Raw genomic sequence first — 11,080 nt, 5'->3', positions numbered from 1 at the left:
GCACGAGAGGGACCGGGCCGGACCGCGCGCGAGACGCTGGGCCGGAGGTGGCGGTTGATGTCAGGGCTGAGGTTGCGGAGGCGCATCGGCGGGGGTGGGGGATCGTGCTGGCTGCGACGGTGCGGGTCACCCGGGATCTGGATCTGGCGGAGGAGTGTGTGCAGGAGGCGTACGCGGCGGCTTTGGATGGGTGGCCCGGGGGTGGGGTGCCTGGCAGTCCGGTGGGGTGGCTGACGACCACGGCGCGGCGGCGGGCGGTTGATGCGGTTCGGCGGGAGCGGGTGTTGCGGGCCAAGCTTCCGCTGCTGGTGGTGCCCGAGGAAGCAGAGGTGGAGGGCGAGCCGGGGGTAGGTGATGGCGCTGGCTGCGTACCCGATGAGCGGTTGCGGTTGATTTTTATGTGTTGTCATCCGGCGCTGGGGCAGGAGGCGCAGCTGGCGCTCACGTTGCGGTTGGTGTGCGGGTTGTCGACCGGGGAGGTCGCGCGGGCGTTGCTCGTGTCGGAGCCGACGATGGCGGCTCGGTTGACCAGGGCGAAGAAGAAGATTGCGACCGCGCGGATTCCGTATCGGGTGCCGGAGGCGGCTGATCTGGCCGGGCGGCTGCGCGGGGTGCTCGGGGTGATCCATCTGCTCTTCACCGCAGGGCATACCGCGCCGTCGGGGGCGTCGCTGATACGGGCCGATCTCCTGGATCAAGGTGTGCACCTGGTCAGGGTGCTGAACGAGCTGATGCCCGGTGAGGGAGAGGTGCGTGGGCTGTTGGCCCTGCTGCTCGTGACCGATGCCCGGCGGCGTACCCGGGTCGACTCGCAGGGGCGGCTGCTGAGGCTGGACCAGCAGGATCGGTCGCAATGGGACCGTGCCGCGATTGCCGAAGCGCACGAGTTTCTCACTGAGGAGCCGAGCCAGGGCCGGGGCCGGTATGTCCTGCAGGCAGCGATCGCCGCGCAGTATGCGGAGGCGCCGACCTACGCGGCGACGGACTGGGCGCAGATTCTGGCACTCTACGACGAGTTGTTGTCGGTGTGGCCGTCGCCGGTTGTCGCGCTGAACCGCACCGTGGCGCTGGCCGAGGTGGCCGGTCCCGAGCGGGCCCTGCTGGCGATCGCGGAGCTGGAAACCGACGGCCGGCTCGCGGGGTACCAGTACCTTCCGGCGGTCAAGGCGGATTTCCTCCGCCGAGCGGGCCGGGACGCCGAGGCCGCGGTCGCCTACCGTGAGGCGTTGGCGTTGACCCGCAACGAGGCGGAACGGGAGTTTCTCAGTTCGCGGTGAACATCCAGTCGGGGCCGTCCTCGCCGGGCTCGTCGAGGTGCTCGGCACGGGTCAGGCCGGAGTTGAGGGCTACCTTCTGCGAGGCGATGTTCTCCGGGCGTACGCGGGCGAGGATCGGCCAGTCCGGGAGGTGCTCGCCTGCCCAGGCCACGACTGCCGTTGCCACCTCGGTGGCGTAGCCGGCGCCCCACGCGGCGGGGTCGAGGCGGTAGAAGAGGTTGAGCACCTCGCGCTCGCGGAAGCGGACCACCTTGAGGCCGCTGAAGCCGAGGGTCCGCGCCGACTCGCGGTCGTCGATCGCCCAGTAGCCGAAGCTGTGCCGCCGCCAGTGCTCGTCCCAGCGCGCGAAGCGTTCCTCCGCGTCGGCGTGGGTGGCGAGCAGGTCCGACGGGTTGTGCGCGCAGGCTTCGGGGTCGTGGTGGAGCGCGAAGATCGCGTCGATGTCGGCCGGGGCCGGGCGGCGCAAAGTCAGTCGCTTGGTGACAATCTGCACGGCTAGGACTTTACGACCCTTATCCCGGAAACGGATCGGCCCCACCCGGTTGAGTAACCAGGTGGGGCCGATTGAGCAAGCATTCCTCAGGCGAGCTGCGGCGCCACCGCCGTGGCGACCAGCTCCACGTGGTTGAGGTCGGCGAGGTCCAGCGCCTGGAGGTACATCCGGGTCGCGCCGGTCTCCGCGTAGCGGCCGAGGATGTCGACGACCTCGTTCGGGGTGCCCACGATGCCGCCGTTGTCGCGCATCTCCTGGACCTCGCGGCCGATCGCGGCGGCCCGGCGGGCGACCTCGGCGTCGTCGCGGCCCACGCAGAGCACCGCAGCGGCCGAGAACGCCGGCGGGGTCGCGCGGCCGATCGCCGCCGAGGCGTCGCGAACCCGCTGGTACATCGCGGGCAGCTCCTCGAGCTTGGCGAACGGGGTGTTGAACTCGTCGGCGAAACGGGCCGCCAGGGCGGGGGTGCGCTTCTTGCCGGCGCCACCGACGATGACCGGCGGGCGGGGCGACTGGACCGGCTTGGGCAGCGCCGGCGAGTCCATGACCTGGTAGTGCTTGCCGTCGAAGCTGTACGTCGAGCCCAGCGGGGTCGTCCACAGCCCGGTGACGATCTCGAGCTGCTCCTCGAGGCGGTCGAAACGCTCGCCGAGCGGCGGGAACGGGATGCCGTAGCCGGTGTGCTCGGCCTCGAACCAGCCGCCGCCGAGACCGAGCTCGATCCGGCCGCCGCTCATCTCGTCGATCTGGGCGACGGTGATGGCCAGCGGGCCGGGCAGCCGGAACGTCGCCGAGGTGACCAGCGTGCCGAGGCGCAGCCGCTTGGTCTGCACGGCGAGCGCGGCCAGCGTGGCCCACGCGTCGGTCGGGCCGGGCAGCCCGTCGCCGCCCATGGCGAGGTAGTGGTCCGAGCGGAAGAAGCCGTCGTAGCCGGTGTCCTCGGTTACTTGAGCCAGCCGGCGCAGGTCCTCGTAGCTGGCGCCCTGCTGGGGTTCGGTGAAGATCACGAGACGCATGAGGTCCACAGTGCCAGAGTGGCGCGGCGCGCCATGGAGCCGTGCCGGAGCAGTAACGTGATTCACCATGGGCACCTATGGATGGATCAGCCTCACCACCGACTATGGCACTTTCGACGGTTTTGCCGCCGCCTGCCACGGGGTGATCGCACGCTTCGCTCCCGCCGTACGTGTCATCGATGTCACACACCACGTCCCGCCCGCGGATGTCGCCCGTGGTGCCGCGGTGCTCGCCCAGACCGCGCCGCACCTGCCCCCGTCCGTGCACGTCGCCGTGGTCGACCCGGGAGTCGGCACCGCACGGCGCGGCATCGGCATCGGCACGCCGAACGGCCTGCTCGTCGGCCCCGACAACGGCCTGCTGGTCTGGGCTGCGGAGGCCCTGGGCGGCGTCGAGGAGGTGGTGGAGCTGACCAACCAGGAGTGGTTCCTCGGCGACGTCTCGCGTACGTTCCACGGCCGCGACATCTTCTCCCCCGTCGCCGCACACCTTGCGCTGGGCGCCCCGCTCGCCGAGGCGGGCACCCCCGTCGACCCGGAGACGATCGTCCGGCTGCCCGACCCGGTGGTCGCGATCGGCGACGGCTGGATCGAGGCCGAGGTGGTCACGGTGGACCGGTTCGGCAACGTCCAGCTCGCCGCGAACGGGTCGATGCTCAGCGGTCTCGGCCCCGAGCTCGTGGCCGGTGGGGTGAAGGCGCGGCTGGCCCAGACGTTCGGGGACGCGGCGCCCGGCGAGCTGATCGTCTTCGAGGACTCGTCCGGCAGGGTCGCCGTCGCGGTGAACGGGGGCAGGGCCGTGGTCGTTCTCTCGGTCACCCCGGGTGATGTCGTACGCATCTCCGAGCGGTGACGGGGCACCACTAGGCCATGCCTGAAGGTGACACCGTCTGGAACACCGCCCGCGTCGTCGAGAAGGCGCTGACCGGCGCCGTGCTCACCGGGTCGGACTTCCGGGTCCCGCAGCTGGCCACCACCGACCTCACCGGCTGGACGGTCGCGGAGTCGGCGAGCCGCGGCAAGCATCTGCTGCTGCGGCTGACCCGGGACGACCGGGCGATGACGCTGCACTCGCACCTGCGGATGGACGGGGCGTGGCGTGCGTACGCCCTGGGGGAACGCTGGGGAGGACGGCCCGCACATCTCATCCGGGTGGTCCTTCGCGCGGAGAAGGCGGTCGCGGTCGGATTTCACCTGCACGAGCTCGCCCTGATCCCGACCGAGCAGGAGCACACCCTCGTCGGCCATCTCGGCCCCGATCTGCTGGGCGCCGACTGGGACCCGGACGAGGCGGTCCGCCGCATCGCCGCCACGCCGGACACGACAATCGCGGAGGCCCTGCTCGACCAGCGCAACCTCGCAGGTGTCGGCAACCTCTACAAGGCGGAGACGCTGTTTCTGCGCGGGCTCTGGCCCTGGCTGCCGGTCAACGAGGTCAAGGATCTGCGGGGCACGGTCGTCCTCGCCCAGAAGCTCGTCGCCTCCAACCGCGGCCGCTGGACCCAGACAACCACGGGTCAACTGCGAAGAGGCCAGACCAGCTATGTGTACGGCCGCCGCGCACAACCCTGCCGCCGCTGCGCCTCCGCCATCCAGAAAGCCGACCTCGACGAACGCGTCACCTACTGGTGCCCCCGCTGCCAGCCCAAACCTACTTAGGCAGGATCGAGTGGAGCAGCCCCGCAGCGCCCAGCCCTACCATCACACCTGGCACCAGGCCCGCCGCCATGCCCACGGCGAGCCCGCCACCCAGCGCGACGACGACAAGAAGTGCCCAGCGCAGCGGTAATCCAGCATCGGGTTCAGTCATGCGTCAAGCGTGGTCCGGCGAGCGTACGCATTTACGAATTGCCGCGAAAAATGACGCGCGCAAACGAGAATTGACAATCGCGCACATCCACTGACAAAGATTTACAGGCCACCGGTGTCGGCTCCCGTCAATTACCGGGACCCGATGGTCAATGACCATGAAGATTGCCCGCACTATGAACGCCACTGTCAGCTCCGACCCCTTCTTCGACCTGCGCCATGCCATCCGCCGGTTGTATCTGCACGCCGGGGAGCCGAGCCTGCGGAGCATCGCGTCCAGAACCCATGGAGGTATCAGCCACGCCACCGCAAGCGAGGTGCTGCGAAGCATCGAGAAGCGACGCTGGGGACAGATCGAGGTATTCGTCAGCGCACTGGGTGGCGACGTGGAGATCTTCCACGGGATGTGGGTGACCGCTCGGGAGAAGCAGGAGCGGCAGCGCGAGGAGCACCCCGGGTCAGCGCCGGAGCCCACCGTGACGCAGGTCCTGATGGGGATAGGTCTGCGCCGTCATCGCGAAGCCCGTGGCATCAGCCGCGCTGCGGCGGCCGAGGCACTTGGCCTCGACGAGAACACGGTCGGATCCGTCGAGGCCGGACGCCGGCCACTGCCGGTCTCCGGCCTGGCACCGATGCTCGATCTTTACGGCGTCGACAAGCCGCGGGAAAGAGAACGGTTGACCGCGCTGTTGCACACGGCGCATCAGCCGGGCCGGCTCGACCGCTTCTTTGCGCTGACGGGCAAGGAACCGGACACCTACCAGCGGCTCGCCGCGGAGGCCGAGATGATTCGGATCTACGAGCCGAAACTGGTCCCGGCCATGTTGCAGACGAGGGAATACGCCAAAGCGGTACAGATTCTCGGCACCAGCTTCATGACCGAGGAGAAAAGCGTCTTACGCAGTCGGGTGCACATGGCACGGCAGCGAATACTGGAGAACGAAAAGCCGCCGAAGTTGTGGGTGGTACTGGATCAGGCGGTGCTTCACCCGGGGATCGGCGATCGGCGGGTGATGCGTAATCAAATTCAGCATCTGCTCACGCGGATCCGGTCGCGCGGTCTCTGCCTGCAGGTGCACAACGCGAATTGGGATGCGACCGGAGTGGCCGCACCGGGTTTCAGCGTTCTGCGGCTGCGCGATCCCGAGACGCCGGACATCGTGCAGGTGGAGCAGTTGACCAGCGATATCTACCTGGACTCGCGCGACGACGTGGATCCTTACGTCGCGATGATGATGCACATGGTCATCGACGCTGAGCCGCCGGGCCGCTCTCTCGCTCTACTCAACCGGCTCCACGAGCGGCTGCTGAACTGACGGGTCCCGCCAGGCGACAGCGGACGGGGTCAGGCGGCCGGGGTGGGTGGGCGGCGGAGTTCGGAGAGGCCTTCTGCGATTCCTCGGAGGCGGTCGGTTGCGTCGACGAGGCTGCTCAGCGTCGGGTGCTGGCCGCCGAGGATCGGGTGGCCGTCTTCGGCGACGTAGCTGGCAGCCGCGGCGACCAGGCTCTCGTAGGCCGTCACGCCCTCGGTGAACTGCGTCGCGAGGCTCTCGTGGGACTGCTCCAGGACGCCACGGCGATCCGGGGCGGTCAGGGGCAGGGCACGCTCGACGCTGGCCACGCGCTGGCCGAGGTCGCGGAGCCACTGCTCGGCCACCGTCGCTTCGAGCAGGGCTGCCTCGCCGGGGCCGGTCAGCCGGCCCGCGAGGCCCACCAGGGTGGTGGAGGCGCGGTCGAGGCGGTCCCAGGCCTGCGCGACCGCCGAGCCGCGGACCGCGTAACGGTCGCGGTGGCGGCGCATCTCCTGGATCACCTGACGGCCGGCGGGGATCCGCTCGACCGCGGCGACCAGGCGCTGGCCCGGGAGGACCGCGGGCGGGGCGGGTGGTGGCGGGATGGCTGCCAGCTCCCGGTGGTCCTTCCAGCGCCACCAGGCGAGGGCGGCCGTGGCACCCGCCGACGCGGCCCAGACCGCGTCGGCGATGCCGATGCCCGCGTAGGGGGTGAGGACGGCGGTGGCCGCGGTCAGACCGCCACCCACGACGCTCCAGCGGCGCGCTGAACCGCGCAGCTTGCGGAGCCGCCGAAAGTATCTGGCTCGCTCATCCACCGTCACTCCCCCGATCTCAACCTGCGGCTGAGGTGTCTCCGCGCTTGGCGTTCATGCTGGCCCGGATCTCGTCGAGGCGGGCGACGCTCGCCGGGTCGGAGGTCGGGGCCTGCTCGACGGCCGGCTGCGCCGGGGCGCCACCGAGCTTGTCGCCGGACATGCTGGCCCGGATCTGGTCGAGACGCGAGGAGCCGGCCATGTCGAGGCTCGACTGCTGCACCTCGAGCATCCGTCCCTCCACCGAGTTGGCGGCGAGCTCGGCCCGGCCCATGGCGCTCGCGTAGCGCTGCTCGATCTTGTCGCGCACCTCGTCGAGCGACGGGGTGTTGCCCGGCGCGGCGAGCGACGACATCGACTCGAGCGACTTGGCGACCGTCTCCTGCATCTTGGCCTGCTCGAGCTGGCTCAGCAGGCGCGACCGCTCGGCGATGCGCTGCTGGAGCACCGTCGCGTTGCGCTCGACCGCGTTGCGCGCCTGCCCGGCCGCGGCCAGGGCCTGGTCGTGCAGGGTCTTCAGGTCCTCCATCGCCTGCTCGCCGGAGACGAGCTGGGTGGCGAGCGTCTGAGCGGTCGACTCATACTTCTGCGCCTCGGCCTCGTCGCCGCCGGAGCGGGCGCGATCGGCCAGGACGAGGGCCTGCCGGGCCATGCCCTGCAGCTTCTCGACCTCCGACATCTGCCGGGAGAGCTTCATCTCGAGCTGGCGCTGGTTGCCGATCACGGCAGCGGCCTGCTGAACGAGCGCCTGGTGCTGTCGCTGGGCGTCCTCGATGGCCTGCTGGATCTGCACCTTCGGATCGGCATATTCGTCGATCTTCGCGCCGAACAGCGCCATCATGTATCGGTAGCCCTTGACGAACGGGTTCGCCATATCCGCGGTATCCCCTCAATGTCGCTGCCTCGTACGCGCCACCGACGCGGCCCGAGGGGCATTCACGATGGCGCGGGTTCCATCGTGTCAGCTCCACGCCACCGGCGTCACGTGACCTACGGGGGATCTCAGGGTTTCCCGGGGGATCCCCCACGTCGAGGCTACGCGTGAATCGTCGTTCCTGCGATGCCGGGACGGTTGACCCGGCGAGCAACATGAGCACGAAAAACAGGCCCCCCGAGGCTCGAGGGACCGAAATACACCAAAGCTATGGAAGAAACGGAATCGCGCTGCTTGAAGATCAGGCCGCGTAGACGACGTCACGCTCACGCTTGCGGGTCGCGCGCAGGGTCGCCTTGAGCGGCGTGTCCTGGCGGACCGAGACCGAGACACTGCCGTTGGTGGCGATCGCGGCGGCGGCCTTCTTGGGAGCGGAATCCTGGTCGACCGGCACGAGCACGCCTTCCATGCCCTCCGCGAGGGCGAGCGTGCCGCTCACTTCGCCGAGCAGCTCGGACAGGCGTGCGCCGAGGGCCTCGCAGATCGCAGCGAGGAGTTCGCTGGACGCTTCCTTCTGGCCACGTTCGATTTCGGAGAGATACCCGAGGCTGACGTTGGCGGCGGTCGACACCTCACGCAGCGTGCGGTGCTGTCCCTGCCGGCGCGCCCGAAGTGCGTCACCGATAACCCGGCGTAGCAGGACCATGGCACCTCCTCCTGCGGCGGGGCCGCCGGCAACCGCCGGAGGCTTCCCGCAACCGTACCCGCTGCGGGCGACGCCGACATCCCGCCCCGCCGAATTCCGGGGCGCCTGGGAACCGTCGTCTGCCCGCGGGACGGGTGTGACTATTCATCCGAGGACATCAACACTTACGATCACCGACGGATTCCCCGGTGTTATTTTCGCAGCTCATCCGCGAGAAGGTCGAGCGCGGAGAGCATCGCCCAGAGCCGGATGGCGGCCCGCGACCCGGTCAGTCGCAACTCCCGCACAATTTTATTAGTGGGACCCGCCACTGCGACGTAAACCAGGCCGACCGGCTTGCCGTCCTGGGGGTCGGGCCCCGCGACACCGGTGGTGGCCAGTCCCCAGTCGGCCCCGCAGCGCTCCCGGGCGCCCTCGGCCAGGGCCTGCGCCACATCCCCGTCGACCGGCCCGCGCTCGTCGAGCAGGCTCGACGGCACTCCCGCGAGTGAGTGCTTGAGGTCTGTCGCATAAACGACCAGCCCACCCCGGAAGACGGCGCTCACCCCGGGGATCTCGACGATCGTCGCCGCCAGCAGCCCGCCGGTGAGCGACTCGGCCACCGCCAGCGTCTGCCCACGCTCGATCAGCAGAGCTACGGCGGCCGCGGCCGGCACTGCCGTATCGCCCTCCGGCGCTGTCATATCGCCTTCCGGCGTAGCCGCAGGGCCTGGAGCACGTAGTCCACCCCCGTCACGAGAGTGATCACTAGCGCCGCCACCATCAGGCCGACGCCGACCAGGTCGAACGGCGAGGGCACCGGCCAGAGGAACCACGCGATCGCCGCGATCTGCAGGGCGGTCTTGAGCTTGCCGCCGCGGCTCGCCGGGATGATGCCGTAACGGATCACCCAGAACCGCAGGGCGGTGACACCCCACTCACGCAGCAGGATCAGACCGGTCACCCACCAGGACACCTGACCGTACGCGGACAGCAGGATCAACGCGCTCCCGGTCAGCGCCTTGTCGGCGATCGGGTCGGCGACCTTGCCGAACGACGTGACCAGCTCGTAGCGCCGGGCGATCCACCCGTCGGCGAAGTCCGTCGCGGACGCCACGCAGAACGTCAGGCACGCGGCGATGCGCCAGCCCGAGTCGGTCATCTGCGACGCCACGACGAACATCACGAAGACCGGGACCAGCACTATGCGTACGGCGGTCAGCATGTTGGCCGGATTGTTCAGCGGAACCCGCCGTGCGGCCGAGGCAACAGGCACGGGCTCGTCGGTCACGACGCCGCCGAGGACACCGGAGCCGTCCGCGCGGAGACGGCCGACGGGGCAGCGGAGATCATCTCGACGGGCACGGCAACCAGGTCGACGCCCTCTGTCGCGGTGACGCGGGCGCGGACGAGGTCACCGGGGCGCAGCGCGGCGAGGTCGGCGCCCTCGTCACCGGCGACCAGCATGGTCGAGCCGTCGACCTCGGGCGCCTGGTGCTCGGCGCGGCCCTCGATCTCGCCCGCGTCGACGGTGTCGATGAGCACCTCGACGAACGAGCCCAGCCGGTCCTCGGCGCGCTGGGCGCAGAGCTCGTCGGCGAGGTCGCTGATCCGCTGGTAGCGGCGCTTGATGGTGGCCTCGCGGACCTTGCCGGTCAGGCCGGCCGCCTCGGTGCCGTCCTCGTCGCTGTAGTCGAAGACGCCGATCGCGTCGAGGCGGGCCTCGGTGAGGAAGCGCACCAGCTCGTCGACGTCCTGCTTGGTCTCGCCGGGGAAACCGACGATGAAGTTGCTCCGGGCCCCCGCCTGCGGCGCCAGGGCGCGCGCGGAGGCGAGCAGCTCGAGGAAGCGGTCGGTGGACCCGAAACGCCGCATCCGGCGCAGCACGGGCTCGCTGGAGTGCTGGAAGGACAGGTCGTAGTAGGCGGCGACACCCGGGGTGTTCGCGATGACCTCGACCAGGCCGGGGCGGGTCTCGGCCGGCTGCAGGTAACTGGCCCGCACCCGCACGATGCCGTCCACGGCGGCGAGCTGGGGGAGCAGCTTCTCCAGCGCCCGCGGGTCGCCGAGGTCCTTGCCGTAGGAGGTGCTGTTCTCACTGACGAGCACGAGCTCGCGCACGCCGCTCTTGGCCAGCCACTCGGCCTCGGCCAGCAGCTCCTGCGGGTCACGCGAGACGAACGCCCCGCGGAACGCCGGGATCGCGCAGAACGCGCAGCGCCGGTCGCATCCGCTGGCCAGTTTGAGGCTGGCGACCGGGCCGGTGTCGAGCCGGCGGCGCAGCACCGGACGCAGGTGGGCCGGGGTGTGCTCGTCGACGGTGGCGTGCCCCGGGATGACGACCTTGGCTTCCTGGCGCTTCACCGGGGTCAGCGGCAGCAGCTCGCGGCGGTCACGCGGGGTGTGGGAGTCGAACTTCTCCCCGGCCAGGATGCCGTCGAGCCGCGCGGCGATGTCGGTGTAGTCGTCGAAGCCGAGCACCGCCTCGGCCTCGGGCAGGCTCTTGGCCAGCTCCTTGCCGTAACGCTCGGCCATGCAGCCGGCGGCGACGACCTTGGCCCCGGTGTCGGCGGCGGCGAGCAGGGTCTCGATCGAGTCCTGCTTGGCCTTCTCGACGAAGCCACAGGTGTTGACGACGACGACGTCAGCGCCCTCGGCGTCGGTGCTGACCTGCCATCCGCCGGCATCGAGGCGTGCCGCCAACTCCTCGGAGTCGACCTCGTTCCGAGCACAGCCGAGGGTGAGGAGGGCAACGCGGCGGGGGGCAGGGGTTACTGACACTCGTCCAAGGTTACCGGCATCCCCGGAAAGCATCGTCC

Annotated in this window: 13 protein-coding genes; 4 read left to right on the top strand and 9 right to left on the bottom strand. The window is 70.0% G+C overall.

The window, feature by feature from the left end; genetic code table 11:
• Positions 1 to 47 precede the first annotated feature (47 nt).
• Positions 48 to 1,277: an RNA polymerase sigma factor gene (locus Ahu01nite_RS23300; protein ID WP_307794540.1), complete on the top strand. Its 1,230-nt coding sequence runs from the start codon at positions 48 to 50 to the stop codon at positions 1,275 to 1,277.
• Here Ahu01nite_RS23300 and Ahu01nite_RS23295 read toward each other — a convergent pair.
• Positions 1,264 to 1,770 carry a GNAT family N-acetyltransferase gene (locus Ahu01nite_RS23295; protein WP_203838699.1) on the bottom strand — a complete coding sequence of 169 codons (507 nt, stop codon included), beginning with the start codon at positions 1,768 to 1,770 and terminating at the stop codon, positions 1,264 to 1,266. The two genes, Ahu01nite_RS23300 and Ahu01nite_RS23295, sit on opposite strands and share 14 nt — an antisense overlap.
• An 86-nt stretch (positions 1,771 to 1,856) precedes the next feature.
• Entirely contained in the window at positions 1,857 to 2,786 is a 930-nt protein-coding gene (locus Ahu01nite_RS23290; RefSeq protein WP_203838698.1) for an LLM class F420-dependent oxidoreductase, read from the bottom strand.
• A 67-nt stretch (positions 2,787 to 2,853) separates the two neighbouring features.
• On the opposite strand from Ahu01nite_RS23290, the gene Ahu01nite_RS23285 reads away from it, so the two are divergent.
• Both Ahu01nite_RS23285 and Ahu01nite_RS23280 read left to right on the top strand, forming a co-directional pair.
• Positions 2,854 to 3,639: an SAM hydrolase/SAM-dependent halogenase family protein gene (locus Ahu01nite_RS23285; RefSeq protein WP_203838697.1), complete on the top strand. Its 786-nt coding sequence runs from the start codon at positions 2,854 to 2,856 to the stop codon at positions 3,637 to 3,639.
• 17 nt (positions 3,640 to 3,656) lie between these two features.
• Positions 3,657 to 4,445, top strand: coding sequence for a DNA-formamidopyrimidine glycosylase family protein (locus Ahu01nite_RS23280; RefSeq protein WP_203838696.1), 789 nt, complete (start codon positions 3,657 to 3,659; stop codon positions 4,443 to 4,445).
• Here the strand turns inward: Ahu01nite_RS23280 and Ahu01nite_RS23275 are convergent.
• The gene (locus Ahu01nite_RS23275; protein WP_203838695.1) at positions 4,438 to 4,596 is read right to left on the bottom strand and encodes a hypothetical protein; all 159 of its coding nucleotides are present in this window, start codon (positions 4,594 to 4,596) and stop codon (positions 4,438 to 4,440) included. The two genes, Ahu01nite_RS23280 and Ahu01nite_RS23275, sit on opposite strands and share 8 nt — an antisense overlap.
• A gap of 157 nt (positions 4,597 to 4,753) precedes the next feature.
• Here Ahu01nite_RS23275 and Ahu01nite_RS23270 point away from each other — a divergent pair, with 157 nt between their 5' ends.
• Entirely contained in the window at positions 4,754 to 5,911 is a 1,158-nt protein-coding gene (locus Ahu01nite_RS23270) for a Scr1 family TA system antitoxin-like transcriptional regulator (RefSeq protein ID WP_203838694.1), read from the top strand.
• 29 nt (positions 5,912 to 5,940) lie between these two features.
• On the opposite strand, the gene pspM is transcribed toward Ahu01nite_RS23270, so the two are convergent.
• From pspM to rimO, 6 genes are all read right to left on the bottom strand, one after another.
• The gene (gene pspM, locus Ahu01nite_RS23265; RefSeq protein ID WP_203838693.1) at positions 5,941 to 6,705 is read right to left on the bottom strand and encodes a phage shock envelope stress response protein PspM; all 765 of its coding nucleotides are present in this window, start codon (positions 6,703 to 6,705) and stop codon (positions 5,941 to 5,943) included.
• A gap of 16 nt (positions 6,706 to 6,721) precedes the next feature.
• Positions 6,722 to 7,576, bottom strand: a complete 855-nt coding sequence (locus Ahu01nite_RS23260) for a PspA/IM30 family protein (protein ID WP_203838692.1) — start codon at positions 7,574 to 7,576, stop codon at positions 6,722 to 6,724.
• A gap of 301 nt (positions 7,577 to 7,877) precedes the next feature.
• On the bottom strand, positions 7,878 to 8,282 hold the full coding sequence (locus tag Ahu01nite_RS23255; protein WP_203838691.1) for a helix-turn-helix domain-containing protein: 405 nt from the start codon (positions 8,280 to 8,282) through the stop codon (positions 7,878 to 7,880).
• Positions 8,283 to 8,473: 191 nt separating this feature from the next.
• A complete protein-coding gene (locus Ahu01nite_RS23250; protein WP_203838690.1) occupies positions 8,474 to 8,965 on the bottom strand; it encodes a CinA family protein in 492 nt (163 codons plus the stop codon).
• Positions 8,962 to 9,552 carry a CDP-diacylglycerol--glycerol-3-phosphate 3-phosphatidyltransferase gene (pgsA, locus tag Ahu01nite_RS23245; RefSeq protein WP_239159059.1) on the bottom strand — a complete coding sequence of 197 codons (591 nt, stop codon included), beginning with the start codon at positions 9,550 to 9,552 and terminating at the stop codon, positions 8,962 to 8,964. The genes Ahu01nite_RS23250 and pgsA overlap by 4 nt, the downstream gene beginning before the upstream one ends.
• Positions 9,549 to 11,075: a 30S ribosomal protein S12 methylthiotransferase RimO gene (gene rimO, locus Ahu01nite_RS23240; RefSeq protein WP_203838721.1), complete on the bottom strand. Its 1,527-nt coding sequence runs from the start codon at positions 11,073 to 11,075 to the stop codon at positions 9,549 to 9,551. Before rimO ends, pgsA begins: the two co-directional genes overlap by 4 nt.
• Between the last annotated feature and the right edge of the window lie 5 nt (positions 11,076 to 11,080).

The sequence above is a fragment of the Winogradskya humida genome (genome assembly GCF_016862215.1).
In the GTDB taxonomy this organism is placed as follows: domain Bacteria; phylum Actinomycetota; class Actinomycetes; order Mycobacteriales; family Micromonosporaceae; genus Actinoplanes; species Actinoplanes humidus.
This window is presented reverse-complemented; position numbering and strand designations above follow the sequence as displayed.

What these genes read in the sequence shown, in the direction of transcription:
- Ahu01nite_RS23260 (WP_203838692.1), bottom strand. Translation starts at nt 7,576, where the DNA reads ATGGCGAACCCGTTCGTCAAGGGCTACCGATACATGATGGCGCTGTTC.
- Ahu01nite_RS23290 (WP_203838698.1), bottom strand. Translation starts at nt 2,786, where the DNA reads ATGCGTCTCGTGATCTTCACCGAACCCCAGCAGGGCGCCAGCTACGAG.
- rimO (WP_203838721.1), bottom strand. Translation starts at nt 11,075, where the DNA reads ATGCTTTCCGGGGATGCCGGTAACCTTGGACGAGTGTCAGTAACCCCT.
- Ahu01nite_RS23285 (WP_203838697.1), top strand. Translation starts at nt 2,854, where the DNA reads ATGGGCACCTATGGATGGATCAGCCTCACCACCGACTATGGCACTTTC.
- Ahu01nite_RS23250 (WP_203838690.1), bottom strand. Translation starts at nt 8,965, where the DNA reads ATGACAGCGCCGGAGGGCGATACGGCAGTGCCGGCCGCGGCCGCCGTA.
- Ahu01nite_RS23275 (WP_203838695.1), bottom strand. Translation starts at nt 4,596, where the DNA reads ATGACTGAACCCGATGCTGGATTACCGCTGCGCTGGGCACTTCTTGTC.
- Ahu01nite_RS23280 (WP_203838696.1), top strand. Translation starts at nt 3,657, where the DNA reads ATGCCTGAAGGTGACACCGTCTGGAACACCGCCCGCGTCGTCGAGAAG.
- Ahu01nite_RS23255 (WP_203838691.1), bottom strand. Translation starts at nt 8,282, where the DNA reads ATGGTCCTGCTACGCCGGGTTATCGGTGACGCACTTCGGGCGCGCCGG.
- Ahu01nite_RS23270 (WP_203838694.1), top strand. Translation starts at nt 4,754, where the DNA reads ATGAAGATTGCCCGCACTATGAACGCCACTGTCAGCTCCGACCCCTTC.